This window comes from Bacillus sp. NEAU-Y102 (assembly GCF_054788175.1).
In genome coordinates this window covers 965,463-990,941 of the sequence record NZ_JBTWFK010000001.1, presented here as the reverse complement: position 1 = coordinate 990,941, position 25,479 = coordinate 965,463, and the positions used below count along the sequence as shown (strand labels likewise).

At 34.8% G+C, this 25,479-nt stretch carries 27 protein-coding genes, 2 pseudogenes and 2 riboswitches; of the genes and pseudogenes, 18 read left to right on the top strand and 11 right to left on the bottom strand.

Going from position 1 to position 25,479, the window contains the following annotated elements; genetic code table 11:
• Positions 1-2: 2 nt before the first annotated feature.
• Together nagB and ACYFX0_RS04835 are read left to right on the top strand one after the other, a co-directional pair.
• Positions 3-791 (top strand): glucosamine-6-phosphate deaminase, encoded by a 789-nt coding sequence (nagB, locus tag ACYFX0_RS04840; protein ID WP_001024209.1) that lies wholly within the window; start codon positions 3-5, stop codon positions 789-791.
• The gene (locus tag ACYFX0_RS04835) at positions 721-1,452 is read left to right on the top strand and encodes a GntR family transcriptional regulator (protein ID WP_014894892.1); all 732 of its coding nucleotides are present in this window, start codon (positions 721-723) and stop codon (positions 1,450-1,452) included. Before nagB ends, ACYFX0_RS04835 begins: the two co-directional genes overlap by 71 nt.
• Before the next feature lie 73 nt (positions 1,453-1,525).
• On the opposite strand, the gene ACYFX0_RS04830 is transcribed toward ACYFX0_RS04835, so the two are convergent.
• Positions 1,526-2,332, bottom strand: coding sequence for a Cof-type HAD-IIB family hydrolase (locus tag ACYFX0_RS04830; protein WP_000594250.1), 807 nt, complete (start codon positions 2,330-2,332; stop codon positions 1,526-1,528).
• A gap of 165 nt (positions 2,333-2,497) precedes the next feature.
• Between ACYFX0_RS04830 and glcT the strand changes: the two genes are divergently transcribed.
• The 4 genes from glcT (at position 2,498) to ptsP (ending at position 7,860) form a co-directional block, all read left to right on the top strand.
• Positions 2,498-3,346 carry a glucose PTS transporter transcription antiterminator GlcT gene (gene glcT, locus ACYFX0_RS04825; RefSeq protein ID WP_001067323.1) on the top strand — a complete coding sequence of 283 codons (849 nt, stop codon included), beginning with the start codon at positions 2,498-2,500 and terminating at the stop codon, positions 3,344-3,346.
• 339 nt (positions 3,347-3,685) lie between these two features.
• Complete coding sequence (gene ptsG, locus ACYFX0_RS04820; protein WP_000473175.1) at positions 3,686-5,749, top strand: PTS glucose transporter subunit IIABC; 2,064 nt, start codon at positions 3,686-3,688, stop codon at positions 5,747-5,749.
• A 135-nt stretch (positions 5,750-5,884) separates the two neighbouring features.
• Positions 5,885-6,148, top strand: a complete 264-nt coding sequence (ptsH, locus tag ACYFX0_RS04815; protein WP_000411080.1) for a phosphocarrier protein HPr — start codon at positions 5,885-5,887, stop codon at positions 6,146-6,148.
• Positions 6,148-7,860 (top strand): phosphoenolpyruvate--protein phosphotransferase, encoded by a 1,713-nt coding sequence (gene ptsP, locus ACYFX0_RS04810; protein ID WP_000174211.1) that lies wholly within the window; start codon positions 6,148-6,150, stop codon positions 7,858-7,860. The genes ptsH and ptsP overlap by 1 nt, the downstream gene beginning before the upstream one ends.
• Before the next feature lie 97 nt (positions 7,861-7,957).
• Here ptsP and ACYFX0_RS04805 read toward each other — a convergent pair whose 3' ends face one another.
• The 3 genes from ACYFX0_RS04805 to ACYFX0_RS04795 form a co-directional block, all read right to left on the bottom strand.
• A complete protein-coding gene (locus ACYFX0_RS04805) occupies positions 7,958-8,326 on the bottom strand; it encodes a DUF3915 domain-containing protein (RefSeq protein WP_000468030.1) in 369 nt (122 codons plus the stop codon).
• Between the two features lie 196 nt (positions 8,327-8,522).
• Positions 8,523-8,741, bottom strand: coding sequence for a hypothetical protein (locus ACYFX0_RS04800; RefSeq protein ID WP_000100493.1), 219 nt, complete (start codon positions 8,739-8,741; stop codon positions 8,523-8,525).
• 233 nt (positions 8,742-8,974) lie between these two features.
• Positions 8,975-9,592: a nitroreductase family protein gene (locus ACYFX0_RS04795; RefSeq protein WP_000180387.1), complete on the bottom strand. Its 618-nt coding sequence runs from the start codon at positions 9,590-9,592 to the stop codon at positions 8,975-8,977.
• 327 nt (positions 9,593-9,919) lie between these two features.
• On the opposite strand from ACYFX0_RS04795, the gene ACYFX0_RS04790 reads away from it, so the two are divergent.
• The 4 genes from ACYFX0_RS04790 (at position 9,920) to ACYFX0_RS04775 (ending at position 13,660) form a co-directional block, all read left to right on the top strand.
• A complete protein-coding gene (locus ACYFX0_RS04790) occupies positions 9,920-11,212 on the top strand; it encodes a GGDEF domain-containing protein (protein ID WP_001023182.1) in 1,293 nt (430 codons plus the stop codon).
• 90 nt (positions 11,213-11,302) lie between these two features.
• Positions 11,303-12,439, top strand: coding sequence for a serine hydrolase domain-containing protein (locus ACYFX0_RS04785; protein WP_460269951.1), 1,137 nt, complete (start codon positions 11,303-11,305; stop codon positions 12,437-12,439).
• 4 nt (positions 12,440-12,443) lie between these two features.
• Positions 12,444-13,322 carry an NAD(P)-dependent oxidoreductase gene (locus ACYFX0_RS04780; RefSeq protein ID WP_000400426.1) on the top strand — a complete coding sequence of 293 codons (879 nt, stop codon included), beginning with the start codon at positions 12,444-12,446 and terminating at the stop codon, positions 13,320-13,322.
• Between the two features lie 5 nt (positions 13,323-13,327).
• Positions 13,328-13,660 (top strand): DUF3909 family protein, encoded by a 333-nt coding sequence (locus ACYFX0_RS04775; RefSeq protein ID WP_000365616.1) that lies wholly within the window; start codon positions 13,328-13,330, stop codon positions 13,658-13,660.
• A gap of 51 nt (positions 13,661-13,711) precedes the next feature.
• On the opposite strand, the gene ACYFX0_RS04770 is transcribed toward ACYFX0_RS04775, so the two are convergent.
• The 6 genes from ACYFX0_RS04770 to ACYFX0_RS04745 form a co-directional block, all read right to left on the bottom strand.
• Positions 13,712-13,987, bottom strand: coding sequence for a hypothetical protein (locus ACYFX0_RS04770; protein WP_000054662.1), 276 nt, complete (start codon positions 13,985-13,987; stop codon positions 13,712-13,714).
• A 288-nt stretch (positions 13,988-14,275) separates the two neighbouring features.
• Complete coding sequence (locus ACYFX0_RS04765) at positions 14,276-14,788, bottom strand: 1,2-dihydroxy-3-keto-5-methylthiopentene dioxygenase (protein WP_000057322.1); 513 nt, start codon at positions 14,786-14,788, stop codon at positions 14,276-14,278.
• On the bottom strand, positions 14,766-15,404 hold the full coding sequence (locus ACYFX0_RS04760; RefSeq protein ID WP_000811337.1) for a methylthioribulose 1-phosphate dehydratase: 639 nt from the start codon (positions 15,402-15,404) through the stop codon (positions 14,766-14,768). The genes ACYFX0_RS04765 and ACYFX0_RS04760 overlap by 23 nt, the downstream gene beginning before the upstream one ends.
• A complete protein-coding gene (mtnX, locus tag ACYFX0_RS04755; protein WP_000027470.1) occupies positions 15,401-16,060 on the bottom strand; it encodes a 2-hydroxy-3-keto-5-methylthiopentenyl-1-phosphate phosphatase in 660 nt (219 codons plus the stop codon). The genes ACYFX0_RS04760 and mtnX overlap by 4 nt, the downstream gene beginning before the upstream one ends.
• Positions 16,057-17,301 carry a 2,3-diketo-5-methylthiopentyl-1-phosphate enolase gene (gene mtnW, locus ACYFX0_RS04750; protein ID WP_460269950.1) on the bottom strand — a complete coding sequence of 415 codons (1,245 nt, stop codon included), beginning with the start codon at positions 17,299-17,301 and terminating at the stop codon, positions 16,057-16,059. Before mtnW ends, mtnX begins: the two co-directional genes overlap by 4 nt.
• Positions 17,302-17,365: 64 nt before the next feature.
• A riboswitch (SAM riboswitch) is annotated at positions 17,366-17,471 on the bottom strand.
• A gap of 64 nt (positions 17,472-17,535) precedes the next feature.
• Complete coding sequence (locus tag ACYFX0_RS04745) at positions 17,536-18,714, bottom strand: pyridoxal phosphate-dependent aminotransferase (protein ID WP_000765505.1); 1,179 nt, start codon at positions 18,712-18,714, stop codon at positions 17,536-17,538.
• 14 nt (positions 18,715-18,728) lie between these two features.
• Between ACYFX0_RS04745 and ACYFX0_RS04740 the strand changes: the two genes are divergently transcribed.
• The 4 genes from ACYFX0_RS04740 (at position 18,729) to ACYFX0_RS04725 (ending at position 22,364) form a co-directional block, all read left to right on the top strand.
• Entirely contained in the window at positions 18,729-19,592 is an 864-nt protein-coding gene (locus ACYFX0_RS04740) for a carbon-nitrogen family hydrolase (protein ID WP_002162505.1), read from the top strand.
• Positions 19,593-19,663: 71 nt separating this feature from the next.
• Positions 19,664-19,805: riboswitch (SAM riboswitch) on the top strand.
• Positions 19,806-19,895: 90 nt separating this feature from the next.
• Complete coding sequence (gene mtnK / locus ACYFX0_RS04735; protein ID WP_016098934.1) at positions 19,896-21,077, top strand: S-methyl-5-thioribose kinase; 1,182 nt, start codon at positions 19,896-19,898, stop codon at positions 21,075-21,077.
• Complete coding sequence (gene mtnA, locus ACYFX0_RS04730; protein WP_086397978.1) at positions 21,074-22,135, top strand: S-methyl-5-thioribose-1-phosphate isomerase; 1,062 nt, start codon at positions 21,074-21,076, stop codon at positions 22,133-22,135. Before mtnK ends, mtnA begins: the two co-directional genes overlap by 4 nt.
• A 67-nt stretch (positions 22,136-22,202) precedes the next feature.
• On the top strand, positions 22,203-22,364 hold the full coding sequence (locus tag ACYFX0_RS04725) for a YvrJ family protein (RefSeq protein ID WP_000393338.1): 162 nt from the start codon (positions 22,203-22,205) through the stop codon (positions 22,362-22,364).
• A 30-nt stretch (positions 22,365-22,394) separates the two neighbouring features.
• On the opposite strand, the gene ACYFX0_RS04720 is transcribed toward ACYFX0_RS04725, so the two are convergent.
• Positions 22,395-23,171 (bottom strand): 3-hydroxybutyrate dehydrogenase, encoded by a 777-nt coding sequence (locus ACYFX0_RS04720; protein ID WP_000258453.1) that lies wholly within the window; start codon positions 23,169-23,171, stop codon positions 22,395-22,397.
• Between the two features lie 133 nt (positions 23,172-23,304).
• On the opposite strand from ACYFX0_RS04720, the pseudogene ACYFX0_RS04715 reads away from it, so the two are divergent.
• The 4 genes and pseudogenes from ACYFX0_RS04715 to ACYFX0_RS04700 all read left to right on the top strand — a co-directional run.
• Positions 23,305-23,622 (top strand): annotated as a pseudogene (locus ACYFX0_RS04715) (PadR family transcriptional regulator); the annotation flags it as partial.
• A gap of 9 nt (positions 23,623-23,631) precedes the next feature.
• Positions 23,632-24,399, top strand: a pseudogene (locus ACYFX0_RS04710) (DUF1129 domain-containing protein).
• A gap of 13 nt (positions 24,400-24,412) precedes the next feature.
• Positions 24,413-25,198, top strand: coding sequence for a DUF1129 domain-containing protein (locus tag ACYFX0_RS04705; protein ID WP_000950457.1), 786 nt, complete (start codon positions 24,413-24,415; stop codon positions 25,196-25,198).
• A gap of 44 nt (positions 25,199-25,242) precedes the next feature.
• A complete protein-coding gene (locus ACYFX0_RS04700) occupies positions 25,243-25,467 on the top strand; it encodes a DNA-binding protein (RefSeq protein WP_370541918.1) in 225 nt (74 codons plus the stop codon).
• Positions 25,468-25,479: the final 12 nt, after the last annotated feature.

Genomic DNA, 25,479 nt, shown 5'->3' with positions numbered 1-25,479 from the left:
AAATGAATATTCTTGTTGTAAAAACTCCAGAAGAACTAGCAGAAGCAGGTTATAAATTAATTGAAGAAGTTGTAAAAACAAAAGAAAATCCAACATTAGGAATGGCTACAGGAAGCTCTCCATTAGGTATTTATGCAGAAATGCGAAAAAATAAACTTGATACAAGCCGTGTAACCACTGTAAACTTAGATGAGTACGTAAATTTACCACATGAAGATAAAAACAGCTATCACTATTTCATGCAAGAACAGTTGTTTGATCATCTTCCATTTAAACAAACTTATGTACCAAACGGGATGGCAAGTGATTTAGAGGAAGAATGCAAACGTTACGAGGGCATTCTAGTTGCTAACCCAGTTGACCTACAGATTCTTGGAATCGGTGAAAACGGTCACATCGGATTTAACGAGCCAGGAACACCGTTTAATTCTCCAACGAACATTGTTGAATTAACAGAATCTACACGCCAAGCAAACCTTCGCTTCTTCGAAAAAGAAGAAGATGTGCCAACTCATGCGATTACAATGGGAATTGGAAGCATTATGAAAGCGAAACAAGTTCTACTTGTAGCTATGGGTGCTAAAAAGGCAGAAGCTGTTAAAGAATTATTGCAAGGTGAATATAGTGAAGAGTGTCCGGCTACAGTTTTACAACGTCATCCGAATGTAACCGTAATCGCAGATCAAGAAGCTCTATCTTTATGCAGTGAGGCGATTGCTGATGAACATCGACAAGTATTCACCATTTCCGATCTATTATCAGATTCAAGAGTGGGTGAAACAGCTAATTGAGGACGGCGAATGGAAGCCGGGAGATAAAATCCCATCTGAGAATGAACTTTGTGATAAGTTCGAAGTGAGTCGTATGACAATCAGACAGGCGATTAATAATTTAGTGGAACAAGGCTATTTATATCGGAAGCGTGGAATTGGAACATTTGTCCAACTTCCGAAAGTGGAACAAAAATTGCAAGGAATGACGGGATTCACAGAAGACATGATTTCTCGTGGGATGAACCCAAGTAGTCAATTACTTAGTTTCCGCCTAGTTCCAGCTACTGCTAAAATAGCAGACCGGTTGAGAATACAGGAGGGGGAATCGGTTTATGAAGTGAGGCGTATTCGCTTAGCTGATGATGAACCGATTGCTTTTGAGACGACATATTTGTCGCCAGCTCTTGTAAAAGATATTAACGAAGAGATATTGCAACAATCTTTATATGAACATTTAGAGAAAAAACTGGGCTTTAAACTTGTTAGCGCTACTCAGTCAATTGAAGCTTCTGTTGCAACGGAAAATGAAGCTGAACATCTGCATATTCCTAAAAAGGCGCCTGTACTTGTAATGCGTCAATGGTCATATTCAGAAGGTGAGATACCGCTAGAGTACGTGAAATGTATTTATCGTGGAGATCGTTATAAATTTATTACGAATATTGCACGTAACAAATAGTATATTTCAGTTTGTGAAGTACAGTGGAAATGAAAATGGATAACATGTAAAGAAATAAAAATACGACTCATCCTTATAAGGAATGAGTCGTATTTTTATTATGAGCAATTACGTGGTTAACAGCATCTTTGACGTGATTTACTACATAGTGAGCGTGTTTTTTCACTGCATCATCGGCTTGCGACATAGCAAAACTGTGAGGAGTTAAAGAAAACATAGGAATATCATTGTAAGAATCCCCTATACAAGCAATTTCCTCAGGTTTTATTTGAAACTCATTTAATAAAACAGAAATGGCAGAGCCTTTACTAACATTCGGTGGCATTACATCTAAACATTGTTCTGCTGAGATGAAAGTACTAACTTTCCCGTGGAATTTTTCATCAATTTTTTTCTGAAGGAGTTGTAAGCTCTCCTTTGTTCCACCGACAGAAATTTTATTTGGGAAAATTGTATCATCAATCTTCTGTAGTAAGTTTGGTTCTTCAACAGAAGTCATTGTTACTTGTTGTTCAAGTTCTTGAATAAAAGGTGTTTTCTCTTCAATGTAATAATTATGCTCATCACTTACATAACGGAAATAAGGATTTTCATTCGTCATAGCTAACAAATCGGGAAGTATGCTGGAATCAAAAGTTGCAGATAATAGTTGTTTATTTTCATGTGTATATACAAAAACACCATTTACACTAATACGATGAAAATTTGTATTTACAGCTTTCATTAAGTCTGCAATTTCATTATCAAGTCTTCCGGAAGCGAAGCAAAGAATAACATTTTGCTCGGCGAGGCTGCGTAGTGCCGCAACATCTTGCTCATCAATAAGACCTCCGTGTTGCATCATTGTACCATCGATATCACTTACAAACATTTTAATCATGTTGTTATCTCCTTTCTATGTACAGTTGCTCTTACATTATACGCATCATATATAAACATGTCTAAAAAATGAATTTTTATTAAATGGCAGATGTTTTACATTGACGACAAAGAAGAATATTCTGTAACATAAAAGTAGGCTATTTAAGTACGAGGGTGGTGTTATATGAATAATTATCTAGAAATTAAAAAAGTTTTAAATAATAATGTCATCATTGCTAGCCATCCTGAACACGAGGAAGTAGTAGTGATTGGTAAAGGAATTGGATTTGGGAAAAAAGCGAAAGATGTATTGGAGCAAGAACAAATCGAAAAAATGTTTGTCTTAAAAAATGAACGTGATCGTGAACAATATAAATTATTAGTGCCGCATGTTAGTGAAAAATTAATTGAATTGATGAACGATATTATGCTGTACATTCAAGAAAAAGCAAAATCTCCACTAAATGAACATATTCATATTGCGTTAACAGATCATATTTCATTTGCAATTAAAAGGTTAAAACAAGGACTTACAATTGATAATCCTTTTTTAGTTGAAACAAAAATGCTCTATCCAGAGGAATATGAAATTGCTGAAGGTGTTGTAGAACTTTTAAATTCTCGTTTGCAAATTACATTGCCAGAAGGAGAAATTGGTTTTATTGCACTTCACATTTACAGTTCGCTTACAAATTCTGATTTATCTTCAGTTAATCAAAACTCCCGTCTCATTGCACAACTTGTATCTTTAATTGAGACAAACTTACAAATTACATTAGATCAAGAGAGCATTCATTATTTACGCCTTATTCGTCATCTTCAATATGCTATTGAGAGGGTGAAAAAAGGAGAAAAAGTAGAGGAATCGCAAAGTTTTGCTGATTTATTAAAGGCGGAGTATCCAGTTTGCTATAACGTGGCTTGGAAGCTAGTTAAGGTCATGCAAAAAGAGTTGCAACTACCTGTATATGAAGCTGAAAGTATTTATTTAACGATGCACTTGCAACGCTTAGTAAAGGCAGAGCATGTGTAAAAAGTCATATATTTTTGTCTAAAATGAAAACGTTAAAAAAAATGATTGAATCGCTTACAATAGTTATGTATAATAACTATTGCAAAGTTATACAAATTTCGACAAACAGATTAAGGAGAGTAACGAAAACGTTTGCCTTAATTATAGTGAACTTATACGTAAACCTATTTTTGACACGTGTTACTGATTCGATCAGGCATGAGTGGAGAAAAGTAAGGAATGTAAGCTAGAGAAAGGGATATACTACCCTTTGTATAGCTATCGTTCTATCTTTTTTTCCTCATGTCTTTTTGGCGTTTGTCGGAAGGTATCAATATAGATAAGAGAGGAAGGGTTTCCATGTTTAAGAAGATCTTTGGTGTTCTTCAAAAAGTCGGAAAAGCGTTAATGCTTCCAGTAGCGATTTTACCGGCGGCAGGTATTTTACTTGGATTTGGTAATGCATTTCAAAATCCACAGTTAACAAATGTTATTCCTGCTTTAAAAGCAGATTGGTTCGTAATGGTTGCAAAAATTATGGAACAATCTGGTGATATTATTTTCGCTAACCTTGCATTATTATTCGCAGTTGGGGTAGCAATTGGTTTAGCTGGTGGAGACGGAGTAGCTGGTTTAGCAGCATTCGTCGGCTACTTAATTATGAACAAAACGATGAGTGTGTTCTTAGAAGTAGATAAGCTAGTGAAAGTAACAAGTTCTGGAGCAGACCCAGTAAAAATTGGATTTGCAGATCCAGCGTATGCAAACGTATTAGGTATTCCGACGCTACAAACAGGGGTATTTGGTGGTATTATCGTCGGTATAGTAGCGGCATATTGCTATAATAAATACTTCAACATTGAATTACCATCATACTTAGGTTTCTTTGCAGGTAAGCGTTTCGTACCGATCGCAACTGCAACATTCTCTTTAATAGTAGGTATTATCATGTGCTTCGTTTGGCCATACATTCAAGGTGGCTTAAACACGTTCTCACATCAAATGATTGATGCGAATAGAACAATCGCAGCATTTATATTCGGTTTAATTGAACGTTCATTAATTCCATTTGGACTACACCACATTTTTTATTCACCGTTCTGGTTCGAATTCGGTCAGTATACAAATGCAGCTGGCGAATTAATCCGTGGTGACCAAAAAATCTTTATGGCACAGTTAAAAGACGGTGTAGAATTAACGGCAGGTACATTTACAACTGGTAAGTATCCGTTCATGATGTTCGGTCTTCCAGCAGCAGCTTTAGCAATGTATCATGAAGCACGTCCAGAAAATAAAAAATTAGCAGCAGGTATTTTAGGTTCTGCAGCATTAACATCTTTCTTAACAGGTATTACAGAGCCACTTGAATTTTCATTCTTATTCGTAGCGCCAGTATTATTCGGAATTCATGCTGTATTTGCTGGTCTATCATTTATGACAATGCAAATTTTAGGTGTTAAAATTGGTATGACATTCTCTGGTGGTTTAATTGACTTCCTATTATTCGGTGTACTACCAGGCCGTACAGCATGGTGGTGGGTAATTATTGTTGGTCTTGTACTAGCAGTTATTTACTACTTCGGATTCCGCTTTGCAATCCGTAAATGGAATCTAAAAACACCTGGTCGTGAAGAGGCAAATGCGAATGACGGTGCAGGAAAAGCAGAAGCAGGCGAACTTCCTCGTGAAGTATTAGTAGCACTTGGTGGTAAAGAAAACATTGCTTCTTTAGATGCTTGTATTACTCGTTTACGTGTTCAAGTTAACGAACAAAAGAATGTAAACAAAGACCGCTTAAAAGAACTTGGAGCAGCTGGTGTACTTGAAGTTGGAAATAACATTCAAGCTATTTTCGGACCGAAATCTGACACGTTAAAATCACAAATTCATGATATTATGTCAGGTCGTACACCTCATGCTGAAAAAGAAGAACCTGTAAAAGTGGAAGAAACTCCTCAAAAAGTTGATGAAAATGAAACAATTGTATCACCAATTGAAGGGAAAATCTTACCAATTACAGAAGTACCTGACCAAGTATTCTCAGGAAAAATGATGGGAGATGGATTTGCAATTGAGCCAACTGAAGGAACAGTAGTTTCTCCAGTTAACGGTGAGATCGTTAATGTATTCCCTACAAAACATGCGATTGGTATTCAATCTGAAGGCGGAAAAGAAATTTTGATCCACTTCGGTATTGATACTGTAAAATTAAATGGTGAAGGTTTTGAAGCGCTTGTAGCACAAGGCGACAAGGTGAAACAAGGCCAACCATTATTAAAAGTAGATCTTGCATTTGTAAAAGAAAATGCACCATCTATCATTACACCAATTGTCTTTACAAACTTACAACAAGGGCAACAAGTCGAATTGAAAAAAGATGGAAATGTTAAGAAGGGCGAAACCGCTATTATTGACATTCAGTAGGAATTTGACGCAAAATGTTTATAATTATAATAGGCGATGTGGTTGACCGAACATCGCCTATTATATACAATAGATGATGTAGTACTCACGTCTATACAACTAAAAAATACTGTAATTTAAAGGAGATAAATTATCATGGAAAAAATCTTTAAAGTAACTAGCGACTCAGGAATTCATGCTCGTCCAGCAACTCTACTTGTAAACACTGCAAGCAAATTCGGTTCTGACATTAACTTAGAGTATAACGGAAAGAACGTTAACTTAAAATCAATTATGGGCGTAATGTCTTTAGGTATTCAACAAAACGCAGAAATTAAAATCACTGCAAATGGTGATGATGCAGCTCAAGCACTAGCAGCTATCGAAGAAACTATGAAAAACGAAGGATTAGGAGAATAATGACTCTTAACATTCAAGGGATCGCTGCATCAAGTGGGATTGCTATTGCAAAGGCTTTCAGACTTGAAAATCCTGAATTTAACATCGAAAAGAAATCAATTACAAACGAAGCTGCAGAAATTGCACGCTTAGACGCTGCGCTTGAGAAAGCAAAAACTGAATTAGAAGCTATTAAAGACCACGCATTTGCTGAGCTAGGTGCTGACAAAGCTGCGATCTTTGAAGCACATTTATTAGTGTTAAATGATCCAGAACTAGTAAACCCAGTAAAAGATAAAGTGAATAGCGAAAAAGTAAATGCTGAATTTGCAATGGATGAAGTTGCATCAATGTTTATTTCTATGTTTGAAAACATGGATAACGAATATATGAAAGAACGTGCTGCAGACATTCGTGACGTAACAAAACGCGTTCTTGCACATTTACTAGGAATTAACTTCTCAAATCCTGGTACAATTTCTGAAGAGGTAATCATCATTGCTGAAGATTTAACACCATCTGATACAGCTCAGTTAAACCGTAAGTATGCAAAAGGTTTCACTACTGATATCGGTGGACGTACATCTCACTCTGCAATTATGGCTCGTTCTATGGAAATTCCAGCTGTTGTTGGTACAAAAGTTGTTATGGAGAAAATCCAAAACGGCGATATCGTTATCATTGACGGTTTAGATGGAGAAGTAATTGTAAACCCATCAGAAGAAACTCTTCGTTCGTTTGAAGAAAAGAAAGCGAAATTTGAAGAGCAAAAAATTGAATGGGCAAAATTAAAAGACCAAGCTACTGTAACAAGTGATGGACATCACGTTGAGCTTGTTGCAAATATCGGAACACCAAATGATGTACAAGGTATTATCGATAATGGTGGAGAAGGCGTTGGTTTATACCGTACAGAATTCTTATACATGGGCCGTGACAATCTTCCAACAGAAGAAGAGCAGTTCGAAGCGTATAAAGCAGTTCTTGAAGGTGTAAAAGAAGGTCAACCAGTCGTTGTTCGTACACTTGACATCGGTGGAGATAAAGAGCTTCCATACTTACATTTACCAAAAGAAATGAACCCATTCTTAGGATACCGTGCAATTCGCTTATGTCTTGATGAGCAAGATGTGTTCCGTACACAACTTCGTGCATTACTTCGTGCTAGCGTATACGGCAACTTAAAAATTATGTTCCCAATGATTGCAACTCTTGATGAGTTCCGTCAAGCGAAAGCGATTTTATTAGAAGAGAAAGCGAAACTTGTAGAAGCGGGTACAACTGTTTCTGATTCTATTGAAGTTGGTATGATGGTTGAAATCCCAGCTTCAGCAGTATTAGCAGATCAATTCGCGAAAGAAGTTGATTTCTTCTCTATTGGAACGAATGATTTAATCCAATACACAATGGCTGCAGACCGTATGAACGAACAAGTATCATACTTATACCAACCATATAACCCATCTATTTTACGTCTTGTAAAAATGGTTATCGATGCTGCTCATAAAGAAGGCAAATGGGCTGGCATGTGTGGTGAGATGGCGGGAGATTCACTTGCTATCCCATTATTATTAGGATTAGGTTTAGATGAGTTCAGTATGAGTGCAACATCTATTCTTCCTGCAAGAACACAACTAAGCAAGTTGTCAAAAGCAGAAATGGAAACATTAGCAGAAAAAGCATTAATGATGTCAACTGCTGAAGAAGTTGTTGAACTAGTTAAAAGCATATAATTAATAAAAAAACCTGAGTCGATTTGAAATCGGTCTCAGGTTTTTTCTATGAGAAAAGTAAATCTTGTTTTCTTACTATAGAGGATAAGACACAGAACTAGATAGCGATAGCAACGATATCAGTTGGGCATACACGTAAAATACCATTAAAAGTATTACGTTGACGGTGCTTATCATCTTTGTTGTCGTCTTTATTATCTTTATCATTATTGTTACGAGCTAAAGCGGAGAAAAGAGCAACACCGTTAGCGAAACCTTCAAAAATTACATCGTTGAAAGATCCGATACCTTTAATGCTTAAAAGAGAAAGCTCTGTTCCAACTGAAATGCTAGCAAGTACGTTACATACAGCTGGTTGTTGTGGTTTTACCTCTCTCTCTTTCTCGCGATGGTCACGATGGTCGCACTCTCTTTCACGATGATGACAGTCTCTAAAGTTATCACAGCATCCAAATGATCCAAACATAATCCTCATCACCCCCTTCACACTTATAATCTATGTAAGTTCGGTAGTTAGTGACTGGACAGAGAGTGGAATTTTTTCTAGGGGATTTTCTCATTTTAAATGACTAGCTGGGTGTTTAGTATGGAATGATGTTTAAAATAGGGGTAATATAACAAAAAAATGTAAAAACCACCAAAATAAACGAAATGGGTAGCCTTTACACTTTTTTACTTTTATATAAAACGATGATATATACAGGAAGAGCTAGGAGTAGTGGTACGATGGATCGTGCAGTATGTTTTTCTGATTCTAATTGAAATGCTTCTTCTTTTGGGAATTGTAAAATGGAGATGTTTGCGGCATCACCAATAAAATATAGAAGCAGTACAGTTACTATGTAACATAAAAGTGCGATCAAGCTTCCGTATGAACTCAATGAAAATCCCTCTCTTGTTATCTATTTGTTATCATTGTATCACAATTGTAATAAAAACACACGGGTATATTTCAATACCTTAACAAAATTCGACACAAAACGTCACGTTTGTTTATGATAAAGGAATAGAATATACTTTTCTATAAGTATAAATGTCGAATGATTTGTAGTAATATTACAAAAGTATGACAGGAAATAAAAAACGAAGGTAATGTAGTTACCTTCGTTTTTTATTATTTTGCCCACTCACTCACTTGCTCTACGCTCATACGTGGTGCAGGGTGACCTTTTAAAGTTGATTCACCAATTGTAATAAGCATAATTGGAACGTAACGAGATGAAACGTTAAATTCGTCTGTCAGTGCTTGTGGATTGAAGCCACCAATAGCACAAGTATCCCAACCAGTTGCTTTAGCTGCAAGCATAAGTTGCATTGCTGCTAAAGATGCATTTGAAAAGGCAGCATCTCTCGGGAATTGTTCACGAGCATATGCAGATTCAATATTTTTAGCTAAGCGTTCTTTTGCTTCTTCTTTCATAAATCCTTGTTCTACAATTGGACCATATACTGGCTCAACATTTTTATAAGCTTCTAAATCACCTAAAATAGCGACTACTGCAGAAGCATCAAGAATTTGTTGTTGGTTATAAGCTATTGGGTGTAATCGTTTTTGTACATCTTCACCTTGAAAAACAAGGAATTTCCAGTGTTGTAAGTTCCAAGCGGAAGGTGCTTGTGCTGCGGCTTTTAAAATCTCATGCAATTCTGTAGATGAGATTTCTTTATTTGGGTTGAATGCACGTGTAGATGTGCGTTCATATAAAACGTTAAAAAAGTTGTCGTTTGTCATTATATATCCTCCAAATTGTATATAAAATTATCAAGAAAACGCAATGTATATTACTTACATTTTGTAAGTTGTCGAATTTAAGAATATAATATCTTTATTTTAATTGTCAAGTTTTAAGAAATAAGCTAGGGCATTCATACAAACGATATAATTCCTATAATCATACACTAAAAAAGGAATTTATAGAGTGAAAAGGGAAGATAACATTCTCAATTAGCTTGTTAATATGTATCTCTCGCAAATTAAAGTTTATTAGAGAACAGTCTTTTAAAAATGTTTGTGAGGAATTCAGTAGAACAAGATATATGAAGTGAGTGAAGACTAGTGATGAACATACTACATTTTTTATTAGAGAATACGGTTTTCCAAAATGTGTTACAAGATTTGCAGTTAAATGTCCTTTATATAGAAAATGGATGTAAGCATCAACAAACGATAGAAAATATCCATCCAAAATGTATGTTTATAGCAAATAATTTTGAAGAGGGCGAACTATTATTTCAAAGAACGAAACCGCACATTATAATTATGTATGTAACAGATTATTCTCAAATCAAATATATAAAGAATATGTATACCCCGCAAAGTACATTCATTGTCATTTGGGATCAACAAATAACAAAAGAATTTACAGATGTACTTGCATTAGGAATACGTAATATTGTAATAGCCCCTGTAACTCCACAAGCAGTATTAGAAGAAGTGAATAAGAGTTTGTATCAACTTTCTTTAGTAAGGCAAGTTAGTTTGCAACAGGAACTGCTTCAAACGATGTTTGATTTTCAAAATGATTTATTATTTATAGTAGAAGATGATGAAATTGTTGATTGTAATACAAATTTTTTAACTTTTTTCGGATATGAAAATTTGTTTGCCTATCGTGAGCAACATTTAGTATTTGCTGAACATTTTATAAGAGAAAATGGATACTACTCGACGACGCATGATATAACATGGCTAGACGATACTTTATCAAGTGGTAGAAGAATTAAGATGTCAAATTATGAAGGGGAAGTATCTACTTTTCTATTACGTGCGACACCATTGCCAGAAGATTTATCAAGATTTATTGTAAAATGCACGGAAATTACAGAATTAGATGAAATCTATCAAGAACAAGAAAGACTTGCTATGGTAGATTCATTGACAGAGATTTATAATCGTTTAAAGTTTCAACAAATACTAGAGGTAGAGTGGGAAAAGGTAATACGTAGTGATGAGAAAATAGCAATCATTTTATTTGATATAGATAATTTTAAAACAGTTAATGACACATATGGTCATGATTTTGGTGATTTGGCATTAATACAACTTGCAGAGCTTATGAAATCTAAAGTGGAGCAGCAACACGTATTTGCAAGATGGGGAGGAGAAGAATTCATTATATTAGTGACAAATACAGTAGAAAAGGAAGCATTTCAAGTTGCGGAGTCATTACGATTCTTCATTGAAACAAAGCAATTCACTGGAATTTCGAAGCTAACAGCTAGCTTTGGAGTTGCGTTATATGAACAAGGAACTACAAGAGAAGAATTAATGCAACGAGCGGACATTGCTTTATATGAAGCGAAAAAAAATGGAAAGAATCAAGTATGTGTGTACAGAAAAGAAAAAATGTAATTTTTCGCAACAAATTGTTGCGATTTTTTTTTATTGTTTGATAATAGAATAGGGGGACAATTTTTAGCGAAGGAATTATGGAGGATCGACATGATAAAAAAAGTAATGATAATGGCTTCACTGTCTGCTATAGTTGGCGGCGGAGTATACTATTTTCTTGTTAGCCCCAATATAAAGGAAAACACAGTATTAACAACTAAGGTGAACCCTACTATTGAACCAGAAGTGCAAGGGAATATAGAAGAAAAAGAAGAGCAACAAATTGATTATGCTAGCATATCTCAAAAATTAGATCAATATTTAGTCGGAAAGCAATTTAATGGAACAGTTTTGGTAACAGATAAAGAGCATGTTATATTGAATAAAGGATATGGCTATGCTGATGTTCAAAATAAAATTGAAAATACGCCTCAAACAAAATATCGTATCGGTTCTATTACGAAAACAGTTGTTGCCACATCTATTTTACAGCTGCAAGAACAAGGGAAATTGAATATTCAAGATAATGTAAATAAATATATTCCTTCATTTCCGGAGAATAAAAATATTACGCTATATCATTTATTAACACATACCTCTGGTTTACCTGAACACGCAAAAGGCAATGTTAATGCTGCTTCCCGTTTACAGTTAATTAATTGGATCGGACGTCAAAATTTAGAATTTCCTGCAGGAACAGGTTGGAGATATACAGATTATAATTATATGGTGCTTGCTTATATAATAGAACATATATCGAAAAAACCTTTAGGAGATTACATAAAAGAAAACATATTTATAAAAGCAGATATGCATGAATCCGGTATGGGAAATATGGTACCTGGCGATAAAAATTTTACAAAGGGTTATGTGAAAAAAGATCAAGAGCTTGTACCAGCGCAGAAGTTAGGCATGGATTGGCTATATGGTTGTGGTGAGATGTATACGACAGTTGGAGATATGAAGAAGTTAGACGAAGCAATTATAAATGGAAAACTTCTTTCTGAACAAAGTATACAAGCAATGTTTTCACCTTCAGCAGAACGGAAATATGCATTTAGTTTTTATATATATGCAGATTATTTTCATAATCATGGTGTATTATCTGGTTGGAACACTTTTAATAATTTTAATAAAGAAAAAGGAACTTTTGTTATGTTATTTTCAAATGTGAAAAATAGTATGGATGATGACTTTAATAAAGAGTTCCGAAAGATGGTAAATGATTTATTAGAACAAAGGGGATGAGAAAATGGAACATAAAACTTTATCAATAGGTTTCATTGGTATTGGCGTAATGGGAAAAAGTATGGTTTATCACTTAATGCAAGATGGTCATAAAGTATATGTATATAATAGAACGAAAGCAAAAACAGATTCTTTAGTGCAAGATGGTGCACATTGGTGTGATACGCCAAAAGAGTTAGTGAAGCAAGTTGATATTGTAATGACAATGGTTGGATATCCACATGATGTAGAAGAAGTGTATTTTGGTATAGAAGGAATTATAGAACATGCAAAAGAAGGTACGATAGCAATTGACTTTACGACATCTACACCTACCTTAGCAAAACGCATTAATGAAGTTGCAAAAAGCAAAAATATATATACGTTAGATGCACCTGTCTCAGGAGGAGATGTTGGTGCGAAAGAAGCAAAACTCGCAATTATGGTAGGTGGAGAGAAAGAAATATATGATAGATGCTTACCTTTACTTGAAAAGTTAGGAACAAACATTCAATTACAAGGACCAGCTGGGAGTGGACAACATACAAAAATGTGCAATCAAATTGCGATTGCTTCCAATATGATTGGAGTATGTGAGGCTGTTGCTTACGCGAAGAAGGCTGGACTGAATCCAGATAAAGTGTTAGAGAGCATTTCAACAGGGGCAGCAGGTAGCTGGTCATTAAGTAATTTAGCTCCTCGAATGTTAAAAGGAGACTTTGAGCCGGGATTTTATGTAAAGCATTTTATGAAAGATATTAAAATTGCTTTAGAGGAAGCAGAAAAATTACAATTATCAGTCCCGGGCTTAAGTATGGCGAAAGAATTGTATGAAGAGTTAATTAAGGATGGAGAAGAAAATAGTGGAACACAAGTATTATATAAAAAATATATAAGGGGGTAAACGAGGTGGACCTTCAAAAGTTTGATGAGATGATTGATACTGTACAGCGAGCTACTTGTATGAAAATTAATGAAAAACAAAAAGAAGCTTTTAAACAAAAGTATGATTTTGAACCAGAATTTGAATATGGAAGAGATGAGAAGGGGCATTATGTAATTCGAACCTCAAAAAAGATGTTAGAAGAAATGGAGTTTTATTTGGCATTGAAATATGATCGTGATGGAGTGGATCTTTATATGCAAGCTGAGATTGACGGTATATTTCATGTATCTGTTAGCTATGGTGAAGATGCCCTACATCTACAAGAATTGTTTCAATTTCTAGAAGAAAATAAATAAAAGTCCTCATTTGAGGACTTTTATTTATTTAGTCATCTTTAATTTTTATAATTATAAGTTAGAAGCGCGGCGGCATCGTTCAACCGGGAATGGGATAATTTGTGCGATGTGATTAGGACCCAATTGTTTTGTACGAGCATGGCGTATTATATAAAAAGCACACAGAATTGAAACAGGAATAGCGCCGAATAAACCAAACAATAAAGCGCTTACACAAGATGCGACAAATCCTAAAACACCAATTTCTAACTCTTCCATAATAGCTCCTAAAATAACTGGAAATGCTCCACATGTAACCCCAAGTATAAGTGCGATAAGTAAGCTCATGATTATCCCCCTCTGTTTGCGATATTATTTTCCTTCTTAATTAATTGTAGTATATCATATACAAAACAGAATTTTCAGAAAAAATTCAATAAATATTCAAAAAATGTTCAAAAAATATACTTGAAAAATCAAGGTGTTAAATTTGTGATGAAGTGGTACTTTTGAGTAAATAAAAAATCAGGCTTATTTCAAAAATGAAATAAGCCTGTTCCATAGGAGGATGTATATATGTAGAGTGAATAAAAGTTTGGAAAAGGGGGTCCAAGTCCTTTTATTCAACTAACTACCTTAATAGATTGGAACCCAGCCTTCAGTTGTCACAAAAATACGAATAGCTACAACTTGACGATCATCTTGCAAGGTAAAATAATGTCTTGCATTTTCAGGAACAGATATGAGATCGCCTGGCTCAAGTTCAACATCAAAGAATTTCCCATCTTTGCCTTCAATAGCGAAAATGCCATGACCACTGACGATAAAGCGAACTTCGTCATCTGTATGATGATGTTCTTTTTGGAAATTAATTAATAATTCGTCAAGGTTAGGTGTGCTATTTGAAAGTGAAATTACATCATGTGCTTTATAACCTCGACTTGCTGAAACATCAGCGATTTCTTTTGAAAAAACAGCTAATATTTCAGCTTTGTTTTCATCTGTTAACGAATAATTTTCATTTAAATGAGTAGGAAGTTTAGAAATGTTCCATTTCTCATATAAAACGCCTTCCTCTTGTAGAAATTTAGATACTTCCACTTCATTTTCAATGCGAGTATTTACTTCATGAATACGAATTTGCGCCATTAGAAACGCCTCCTTGAATTGATAATAGTTTTATATGAAATTGGAATAAAAACTCATAAGCTTCTAATCTTTTCTTTGCATCAAAGCTATCTCGGCCCCATACGGTAATACCGTGGTTACGGATTAATACTGCTCCTGAATCACCTTTTATATGCTTTCGGAAGTTTTCTCCAAGCGTTGGGATATGGGCATGGTTTTCGATAATAGGAATGTGAATTGTTGCACCTTCTTCCCAAATATCGAGAGCTTTAATAATTTCTTGATTTTGAAGGGTGACTGCATCATTATATAAATTTGTGATGACATTGTTATCAGTTGTATGAACATGAAGTACGCACCCGGCATTTGTATTGTTATAAATATGTGTATGCAATACTGTTTCTGCTGACGGGCGTAATTCAGTCTCTAATACGGGAACCCCTAAATGATCTACTAATAGAAAATCATCTGGAGTAGTTTTTGTTTTATCTTTACCACTTGCTGTAATAAGAAAAGTAAGGGGCTCATGACTAACCTTTATAGAAATATTACCACTCGTTGCCGGAAACCAATTTCGTGTTGTTAATTCTTTTTTTATCTCGCTTAAGTCATACCATTGACGAAAAAGTTGTTTCATAATTTCACCTCCAACAAATGTTTTAATTCATTTTGAATATCATGGAATGTTTCAAACGGTGTATAAGCAATATAATTCTCTTCACACTTTGTAATAAGGAAGTCACGAGCAAATACTTTATCTGCTTGTTTCGCAGCTTGTAAATCAGTAATTGAATCTCCGATCACAATATGGAAGTCATTCGTATCACTCAATTTACGGATGAGAGATGATTTACATAATCCGCAATGATTTTGACAATGATGATCACAAGGATGAGGCCAATTCACCGTAATGTATTCATTTGAAAAATCTGTTTCATTACAGTAAATTTGCTCTTTTGGAATGAGTCCTTGTAAGAGTGGATAGACGAAGAAATCCATTCCACCTGATATAACGTAAAAAGAAATGTTATTTTCATTTATAAATTGTATAAATTCATGAAAACCATTACGAATTTCAGCAGTTTCTATTAAAAATTGAATAATTTCATCGTGCAGATGAGTAGGTATTAATTGAAATAATTGAGAAACACCTTCTTGAATAGATAGCTCTTGTGATAAAATTCTATTCTTTACTTCTTCAGCTTCTGGTGGTGCGAATTTTTCCATAATGGACATAATGTTATCATTATTTGTAATCGTGCCATCGAAATCACAAAATACTTGAATACTCATAATTTCACCTCATGAGAGGGATTTCCCCATATTTGTAGTGCACTATGCAAATTTATGTCATCTACTTCATGGAGTGGTTTATTTTGCAAAGTAGCATTAATTGCAGTACGGAAAGCTTTACCACCGCCTTGCGCTCCATTTGGATGTCCATGTATCCCGCCGCCAGCATTAATAACAACATCTTTACCGAAATCTCGTACAATAAAGGGAACGAAACCAGGGTGAATACCAGCAGACGGAACAGAAAAGCTCTTCTTGAAAAATGCATCGTCTTCATTTAAATATTTTGAGATAGCAAGAGCTTCCTCTTTTTCTAGCGCAACACTTCCGTATGGAGATGGGAATAATGAAAAGTCAGCCCCAGCATAGCGTAGTAGCTTTCCGAGTAATAATGGAGATGAAATTCCATATAACCTAGATGCTGAATAAGCACCACTTACAGCAGGGTGTGCCATAATAGGAACTGGGATTTCATCATCTTCTGCAAGTGATTGTAGTACATCTAGTCCGTAAGCAAATACGTTAAATAATAGAATATCAGCTCCAGCTTGCACTGCACGTTTCGCATTTTCTTTTAAATCAAAAGTTCGTCCTGTTAAATTTACGGCATATAACGTTTTATGTCCGTATGTTTCATATACGGATTGTAAAACTTCTTTTCCAGATACAATGCGTTTCGTAAGTGGTGTTAATGCATTTTCAAATAATATTTCATCATCTTTTACTATATCTACACCACCAATTGCTTGATCGCGTAATTGCGTTTTTAAATACCCAATATTTCGTCCAATCATTCCTTTAAAAATACTCATTAAAAGGGGACGATCATGCACTTGTAAAAGATTTCGAATACCATCTATACCGAACTTAGGACCAGGAAAATGCTTTTTTAACTCATCTGAAAAAGTTAAGTCAATTAATTTTACTTCGCCATCAAGGGATAGCTTTCCAAATGTAGTCGTTAAAATTGCTGGTAAATCTGGACTGAAGTTTAATAACGGATATTCGATTTTAATAATTCCGCGTTTTACTTTTTTACGTAAATACGAATTTGTATGTTCATTTTCAGCTAATTCCTCAATATGAATGACGTTGCCTTTATGTTGCTTTAATTGTTCTTGCAATAATTGTGGCAAATGAGTCCAAGAGCCAATTGTTAAACCAAGTGCAATTTGCTCAGCCTTTTTTTCTAAGTTATGTGAATCATCATGGATTAAATACGTCGCTATAATTCCGCTCATTGTTATAACCTCCTAGTTAAATAAAAAAACCTCTCAGCTAAGGAGAGGTTTTTTTACAACCAGCTCCTTATCTGTCAGCGTAATGCTGCGAGAATTAGCACCGTGTCTACAATTGTAGATCGGTTGCCGGGTTTCGTCGGGCTCGTCCCTCCACCTGCTCTTGATAAGAAGTATTTAGAAATGTTTAAATTTTTAAGATAACTGAATTTTGTCAGATATTTTTCATGTTGTCAATTACTTTTTGAAAAAATTTAATTTATCAATTCGATTAATGGCTTCCCGTAATCTATCTTCTGTATGCAAGAGACCCACACGGATATACCCTTCGCCATGTTCACCAAATCCAACACCAGGAGCAACTGCAACATGTGCTTTTTCTAGTAAAATATCAGCAAATTGCTCAGAGGTATATCCTTTTGGAACAGGAAGCCATGCAAAGAATGACCCTGTTGGAATGTTTACATTCCAACCAATTGATTGACAAGCCGAAATAAGAGCGTTTCGTCGAGATTCGTAACTATTTACAAGGTCTATTACGCAAGACTGTGAACTTAATAGTGCTTCGCGGGCAGCATCTTGAACTGCACCAAAAATACTAACATACATATGATCTTGTAATAAGTTAATGGTTTCAATGACACTTTCATTCCCTACTGCAAAAGCAATACGCCATCCAGCCATATTGAAAGTTTTCGATAGAGTGTAAATTTCAATACCTGTATTTTTAGCACCGTCTGCTTGCAAGAAACTAACAGGTTTTTGACCATCGAATCCAATCGCACCGTAAGCAAAATCATGAACCACTAATATATTATGTTTATTAGCAAAATGAATAGTTGCATCAAAAAAATCTTTTGATGCAGTAGCACCTGTAGGATTATTTGGATAGTTTAAAAACATTAATTTTGCACGCTCGGCAATAGAGTTATTAATTTTTGTGTAATCTGGTAAAAAGTTATTTTCTGCAATAAGCGGCATTGTTTCAAATTGTGCTTTTGCTAAAGCAACTCCTGATAAATAATCTGGATAGCCTGGATCTGGAACGAGAATCGAATCACCAGGGTTTGTAAAACAAACTGGTAATTCTACTAATCCAGCCTTTCCACCAAACAATATAGCAACTTCAGTTTTCGGATTTATTATTACATCATATTCACGTTGATAGAATGTTGCCACGGCTTCTTTTAAACTTTCATGTCCGCGAAATGGCGGATATTTATGATGAATGGTCTTTTCTGCAGCATCTTGTAAAGCTTTTACGATATGCTGCGGTGTTGGTTGATCTGGATTACCTTGACCTAGATTAATAACATCGTGACCAGCTGCAACGAATTTGTTAACTTTTGCAACAAGTGAAGCGAAAAATTGTGTTGGCAATGATGTTACTATCTCAGAAGGTTGAAATAATTTCATACTTTCCACCTCTTTTGAAAGTTGTTACAATTCTAGTGACAAATGATATAATCTTTCCAGTATTTTGTAAAGAGAAAAATAAGAATGGGGCTGAAAAAATGAAAGTCGCATGTATTCAAATGGATATTGTTTTTGGGGATGTAGAAAAAAATATTGAGAATGCTAAAAATAAAATAAGCGAAGCGATGAAGGAGAGACCGGATGTTATTGTCTTACCAGAATTATGGACAACAGGATATGATTTAGCAAGACTTTCTGAAATTGCAGATAGGGATGGATTGGAAACGAAAGAAAAGTTGAAAGAATGGTCGAAACAATATGGTGTACATATTGTTGGTGGTTCCATAGCGAAGCAAACAGAGCAAGGTGTTACAAATACAATGTATGTGGTAAACAAGGAAGGAGAACTAGTCAATGAATATAGTAAAGTGCATTTATTTCAGCTTATGGATGAACATAAATATTTAATCGCTGGAAATAGTACAGGTGAATTTAAGTTAGATGATGTAGAGTGCGCCGGCACAATTTGTTATGACATTCGTTTTCCAGAGTGGATGCGCGTTCATACTGCAAAAGGTTCAAAAGTTTTATTTGTTGTAGCAGAATGGCCATTAGTTCGTTTAGCACATTGGCGTTTGCTATTGCAAGCAAGAGCAGTTGAAAATCAATGTTATGTTGTTGCCTGTAATAGGGCAGGAAAGGATCCGAATAATGAGTTTGCCGGTCATTCTTTAATTGTCGATCCTTGGGGCGAGGTTGTTGTAGAAGCAAATGAAGAAGAATCAATTTTATTTGGAGAGCTTGTATTCGAGAAAATTAAAGAAGTACGTAAAGGAATTCCAGTTTTTGCGGATCGTCGTCCAGAATTATACAAATAAAATGTTGACAAGTGATTTTTATTCTTGGTATAGTCTTCAACATAAAGTTAAAAATTCAAAAAATTATACAACTCTTATCAAGAGCAGGTGGAGGGATTTGGCCCGATGAAGCCCAGCAACCGACCGTAATACCATTGTGAAATGGGGCGTTTATTACGCCAAAAGGCACGGTGCTAATTCCAGCAGAAAGTAAAACTTTCTGGCAGATAAGAGGGGAGAAGATAAACTTCAAACCTCTTTCTTAGTGGAAAGAGGTTTTTCTATGTTAGAAAAACCTCTGAATTTAAAAAGGGGGAGAAGACGATGGGATATTATTCATTAACAGAAATAACAGCTGTACAATATGCGAAAGATCATGGCTATTTTGAAGCGAAGGCAAATGTCGTTTGTCATGAAATTGGAGACGGAAACTTAAATTACGTGTTCAAATTAGATGATGGAGAGAAATCAATTATAATAAAACAAGCACTGCCCTATGCGAAAGTAGTTGGTGAAAGCTGGCCATTGTCTATAAAAAGAGCAACGATTGAAAGTAAGGCCTTACAAATTTTTGCGCAGTATGTACCGGATTATGTTCCAGCAGTGTACAGTCATGATGAAGAGTTAGCGATAACGGTAATAGAAGACTTATCAAGACTAACAATTACAAGAAAAGGATTAATAGGCGGAGAAGAATATCCGCTTTTATCCCAGCATATCGGCCGTTTTCTAGCACATGTTTTATTTTACACTTCAGATTTTGGTTTACAATCAGAAGAGAAGAGGGTACTAGAAGGTACCTTTGTAAATCCGGATCTTTGTAAAATTACAGAGGATTTAGTGTTTACAGATCCGTTTGGACATTATGATACAAATGATTATGAGCCAGATTTACAGCTCGTGGTTGATGAACTTTGGAGTGATAAAACTTTAAAACTAAAAGTAGCACAATATAAATATAAGTTCTTAACAAGAAAAGAAACTCTTATTCATGGTGATTTACATACTGGTAGTATTTTTTCGTCACCTTCTGAAACGAAAGTGATTGATCCAGAATTTGCGACCTATGGCCCATTTGGATTTGACATAGGTCAATTTATTGCAAATCTATTATTAAATGCTTTATCTAGAGAAGAAGAAAAAAGAAGTGTACTATTTTTCCATATAGAAAAGACGTGGAGTTATTTTGTAGAGACTTTTACAAAGTTATGGATTGGAGAAGGTGTAGAAGCATATACCAAAGAAAAACAATGGTTACCAATTATTTTGCAAAATATCTTTACTGATGCTGTTGGATTTGCAGGATGTGAACTGATTCGTAGAACAATTGGTTTAGCTCATGTAGCAGATTTAGATGAGATAGAAAATAAGGAAACAAGAATTCAAGCTAAGAAACAAGCGCTATCCATAGGAAAAGAACTAATAAAATATGAATCTAAAAGTGCTGATATTCAACTGTTTCGAACATTATTTCAACAGACAGTTTCAGGGGGCATAAAAGCATGAGTACAATTGTTACTGTTCCGAGATCTGTAAGTTGGAAAGGTGATGCAATTGCGGTATTAAATCAAACGAAATTGCCGCATAGCACAGAATATAAAACATTGACGACTATTGAAGAGGTTTGGAAAAGCATCGTAATGTTAGAAGTACGAGGAGCGCCTGCAATTGGAATTGTAGCTGCATTTGGCTTGGCGCTTGAATCAAAAAAATATAACACTGTACATATTGAAGAATTTCAAAAGAAGTTTAATAGAGATTGTAATTATTTGGGGACGTCACGCCCGACAGCGGTCAATTTATTTTGGGCAATTGATCGTATGAGAGAATCTATTCGAGGGATTACTACAATAAAAGAAGCACAAAAAACATTAGAAGAAGAAGCGCTTCGCATTCAGCAGGAAGATGAAGAGGTGTGCCGAAATATTGGGGAATATGCGTTAACATGTTTTAAAGATGGCGATAATATTTTAACAATCTGTAACGCTGGAAGTATCGCAACTGCCAGATATGGAACTGCATTAGCTCCCTTTTATATTGGAAAAGAGAAAGGTGTGCGTTTACATGCATATGCGTGTGAAACGAGACCAGTTTTACAAGGTGGTCGTTTAACGACGTGGGAATTGAAGCAAGCAAATATTGATGTGACCCTTATTACAGATAATACTGCAGCTCATGCTATTCAAACGAAAGAAATAGATGCAATTATTGTAGGGGCGGATCGAATTGTCGCAAATGGAGATACGGCAAATAAAATAGGGACAATGAATTTAGCTATTTTAGCAAAGTACTTTGATATCCCATTTTATGTTGCTGCGCCACTGTCAACATTTGATGTTACGAAAGAAACTGGCGCCGAAATAATTATTGAAGAAAGAGATGAAACAGAAGTTACGAAAATCTTTGGAAAACAAGTAGCACCAATCGGAACGAATGTTTATAACCCTGCATTTGACGTAACACCGAACGAATTAATTACAGGAATTATTACTGAGAAAGGTATTATAAGCGGGGATTATAAACGAGAAATTGCATCATTATTTGAAAAACAGGCTAATACATAATAGCTTGTTTTTTTATGCCTAAATGCATTGTTTTCTCTTACTTATATAATGAAAGGAGGGGAAGAGGATGGAAGAGTGGATCAAGATGATAGGTAATGTAGGGTTTCCAATTGTTGTAACATTATATTTACTCCACCGTATTGAAAGTAAATTAGAGGGGGTAATTGTTGCAATTGAGAAGCTCCCGCGGCAATTACTAAAGTACGAAGATCCTCGTAATAAAAAATAAAGTTTGCTCTTCTTGAGCAAACTTTATTTTTTATTGAGCAGTATAGCCACCATCGATAACGACAGCTTGACCAGTTATACCTTTCGCTTTTTCACTCGCTAAAAACATAGCATAATCAGCGATTTCTTGTACTTGTAGCAAACGCTTCTGTGGTACAAGTGGATAAATGACATCTTCTAAAACATTTTCAAGTGGTACATTTCGTGTAGTAGCTAAGTCTTGTAGTTGATTACGTACAAGAGGGGTATCGACATAACCAGGGCAAAGGGCATTAACAGTAATACCATGCGTAGCACCTTCTAAAGCGGCAACTTTTGTTAATCCAATTACGCCATGTTTTGCACTATTATAGGCAGCTTTTCCAGCAAACCCGACCAGGCCGTTAATAGAAGCGACATTAATAATACGACCATATTTTTGTTGTTTCATAATCGGAAAGGCATGCTTAATTGCGATAAACGGAGCAATTTGCATAATTTGAATTAGCAGCTCGAACTTTTCAGTTGGAAAGTCTTCAATGGGTGAAACGTGTTGCATTCCTGCGTTGTTAATTAATATATCTAATGAACCGAAATGATCAACTGTTTGAGAAATTGCTGCTGTAATTTCCTCTTCAGATGTAACGTCACATTTTAAACCGATAGCTTGAAAACCTTCATTTTGTAATTGTTCAGCAGCTTCTTTCGCACGTTCTTCAAGACGATCAGTAATCACAACTTTTGCACCTTCTTTTGCAAAAGTACTTCCCACTTCATATCCAATACCACTCGCAGCACCTGTTAAAAAGACAACTCGATTTGTAACCATGATGAAAAACATCCCTTCATAATAAAGTTTTCATAGTGCTCTATTTAGAGAGGTTATAATGAAATTCCTGCAAACATTTGGAAAAAATATCGCTAGCTATCTTGTAAAACAAGATAGTAGGAGGATTTGAATTATGTCGACAAGTCAAATGCTGAAAGGGATTTTAGAAGGATGCTTACTTGCTATTATTTCTGAAGGCGAAATATACGGTTATGAAATGAGTGAGAAGCTAGCAAAGTATGGTTTTACAATGGCGAGTGAGGGAAGTATTTATCCGTTATTAATACGAATGCAAAAAGAAGGACTAATAACAAGCGTAATGAAGGAATCGCTATCTGGTCCAAAGAGAAAATATTATACATTAACAGAAAAAGGCGAGGAAGCACTTGGTGAATTTATGGATCGCTGGGAAGCGATGCAAAGTAGTGTAGAACGTCTACTTGAAGGGAAGGAGAAAATAATGTTATCAAGTGAAGCACGAAAGTTTTTGTTAGATATGAGATTATTTTTGATGGCAAAGAGTGTGAAAGAAAGTGATATTGAAAACTTTTTAGAAGACGCAGAACTTCATTTAATAGAAGGTGAGAGTGAGGGGAAGAGTGTAGAAAATATTTTCGGAAGCTCACCGAAAGAATATGCGCATGAACTTGTAAAGGTAATGGAAAGAGATAGACAGGAAACGTGGAAGCAAATTGGTTTTACAGTAATGAATATCGTATCTTTTTGGATTATTGCTTCTATCTTAATAGTGAATAATGGAATGTTACAGATTTCACTTATTCAGTGTATCGGTTACAGTTTTTCATTGATTTTAGTTGTTATAGGTCCTAATTTTCTACTTCGCAAAATGACCTTCGTCACAAGCTTTACAAAAACATGGTTTTCCATGTGGTCTTTAGTTATGATTGCTCCATTGTTTTTATTAGGAGCTGTTACGATATTAGATGTGATATATCCTACAAAAATGCTCACATTCACCGAAGTCCAAAGTTATATAGTAGCTGGTGGGATTTTTATCATCACAGTAGCGATAAATATATATTTTGAAGGATGGTTTAAAAACTTATATTTAATCATTCCGCTTTCTATTATGTAAATGTTTAAAACATTTACATCTGAAGAGCTCATGCCAGTGTTATTTCAAGTTATATGTTTATACGGAAGTTTGTTTATTTTAATTTTCCTTGAAATTATGATGAAGACGAATAGAAGAGAAATGGTTAAATAAGGGAGTGATAAAAGTGCTATCGAATGAAGGGCAAAAGTTTTTAGATGATACTCAAGGGTATTTACGAACGAAGGGCATTAGAGAAGCTGATATTATTTCCTTTATAGAAGATGCGGAAGTTCATTTAATAGAAGGAGAAAAGAGAGGGAAGAGTGTAAATGATATATTCGGTCATGCTCCAAAAGAGTATGCAAATCAACTTGCCAAAGAGATGGAAGTTGATAAAAAAGGGAATTATAAATTATTGCTTTACTTTATTATAAATTTATTAGCATTCACGATGATGAAGAGTGTATTTTTTAGTGAAGCCGACCATCGTTTGTCTTATTCTTTAATTGAATTAATCGGATATCCGATTATGATTTTTGTAGGAATTAGTGTATTAATATGGGGCATGAGAACAGCCTCATTTAAGCGTAAAAGAACTGAATTTTTAATTATGTATATAACAGGTGCGATATGGTTTTTATCAATTTTCAGTATTGCATTATTAAATAATTTTTATGGTACAACATTTATTAAATTTACTGCGACAGAAAGCTTCATTCTTGTTGGAATAGTAGTTCTATTTGCAGCTATTGTAAATATTAAATTTGGTGGTTGGTTTACTTTGGCGTATTTACTAGTTCCAATTGCATTGGAATATGTATTCGTAATGATAGATTTATCAAGTATTATTGGAATGTATGTACAACAAATAATTCTTTTCATTGTTATTTATATGCTTTTGAAAATTCATATAAAATTAGAAAAAGGAAAGTATACGAATAAAAAGAGAGACAGTATTATTTATAGGTAAATTGAGTAGTAGTTTTCTAAGGTTAACCTAACAATAACTCTTTTATCAAAAGGATATATGTTGACTATTTTATTAATATATTAGATTACACATCAGGATATATTCTGTTTTTCGGTTTAATAGGAAAGCGGCTGCTCTGGATATACAAAAAATTATTTCCAAAGAAATATTATATAGGGATTTTTAGAGGGATTACATTTACATTTAGTTGTCTATTTTTATTTCTAGCAGCCGGGATTTGGTTTGTTGATTGGAACAAGTTGTTTTAAACAGTAACATGA

Bases quoted from the DNA above. Each gene is read 5' to 3' on its own strand.
- nagB (WP_001024209.1), top strand. From the start codon at position 3: ATGAATATTCTTGTTGTAAAAACTCCAGAAGAACTAGCAGAAGCAGGT.
- ACYFX0_RS04835 (WP_014894892.1), top strand. From the start codon at position 721: ATGAACATCGACAAGTATTCACCATTTCCGATCTATTATCAGATTCAA.
- ACYFX0_RS04830 (WP_000594250.1), bottom strand. From the start codon at position 2,332: ATGATTAAAATGTTTGTAAGTGATATCGATGGTACAATGATGCAACAC.
- glcT (WP_001067323.1), top strand. From the start codon at position 2,498: ATGAATAATTATCTAGAAATTAAAAAAGTTTTAAATAATAATGTCATC.
- ptsG (WP_000473175.1), top strand. From the start codon at position 3,686: ATGTTTAAGAAGATCTTTGGTGTTCTTCAAAAAGTCGGAAAAGCGTTA.
- ptsH (WP_000411080.1), top strand. From the start codon at position 5,885: ATGGAAAAAATCTTTAAAGTAACTAGCGACTCAGGAATTCATGCTCGT.
- ptsP (WP_000174211.1), top strand. From the start codon at position 6,148: ATGACTCTTAACATTCAAGGGATCGCTGCATCAAGTGGGATTGCTATT.
- ACYFX0_RS04805 (WP_000468030.1), bottom strand. From the start codon at position 8,326: ATGTTTGGATCATTTGGATGCTGTGATAACTTTAGAGACTGTCATCAT.
- ACYFX0_RS04795 (WP_000180387.1), bottom strand. From the start codon at position 9,592: ATGACAAACGACAACTTTTTTAACGTTTTATATGAACGCACATCTACA.
- ACYFX0_RS04790 (WP_001023182.1), top strand. From the start codon at position 9,920: ATGAACATACTACATTTTTTATTAGAGAATACGGTTTTCCAAAATGTG.
- ACYFX0_RS04785 (WP_460269951.1), top strand. From the start codon at position 11,303: ATGATAAAAAAAGTAATGATAATGGCTTCACTGTCTGCTATAGTTGGC.
- ACYFX0_RS04780 (WP_000400426.1), top strand. From the start codon at position 12,444: ATGGAACATAAAACTTTATCAATAGGTTTCATTGGTATTGGCGTAATG.
- ACYFX0_RS04770 (WP_000054662.1), bottom strand. From the start codon at position 13,987: ATGAGCTTACTTATCGCACTTATACTTGGGGTTACATGTGGAGCATTT.
- ACYFX0_RS04765 (WP_000057322.1), bottom strand. From the start codon at position 14,788: ATGGCGCAAATTCGTATTCATGAAGTAAATACTCGCATTGAAAATGAA.
- ACYFX0_RS04760 (WP_000811337.1), bottom strand. From the start codon at position 15,404: ATGAAACAACTTTTTCGTCAATGGTATGACTTAAGCGAGATAAAAAAA.
- mtnX (WP_000027470.1), bottom strand. From the start codon at position 16,060: ATGAGTATTCAAGTATTTTGTGATTTCGATGGCACGATTACAAATAAT.
- mtnW (WP_460269950.1), bottom strand. From the start codon at position 17,301: ATGAGCGGAATTATAGCGACGTATTTAATCCATGATGATTCACATAAC.
- ACYFX0_RS04745 (WP_000765505.1), bottom strand. From the start codon at position 18,714: ATGAAATTATTTCAACCTTCTGAGATAGTAACATCATTGCCAACACAA.
- mtnK (WP_016098934.1), top strand. From the start codon at position 19,896: ATGGGATATTATTCATTAACAGAAATAACAGCTGTACAATATGCGAAA.
- mtnA (WP_086397978.1), top strand. From the start codon at position 21,074: ATGAGTACAATTGTTACTGTTCCGAGATCTGTAAGTTGGAAAGGTGAT.
- ACYFX0_RS04725 (WP_000393338.1), top strand. From the start codon at position 22,203: ATGGAAGAGTGGATCAAGATGATAGGTAATGTAGGGTTTCCAATTGTT.
- ACYFX0_RS04720 (WP_000258453.1), bottom strand. From the start codon at position 23,171: ATGGTTACAAATCGAGTTGTCTTTTTAACAGGTGCTGCGAGTGGTATT.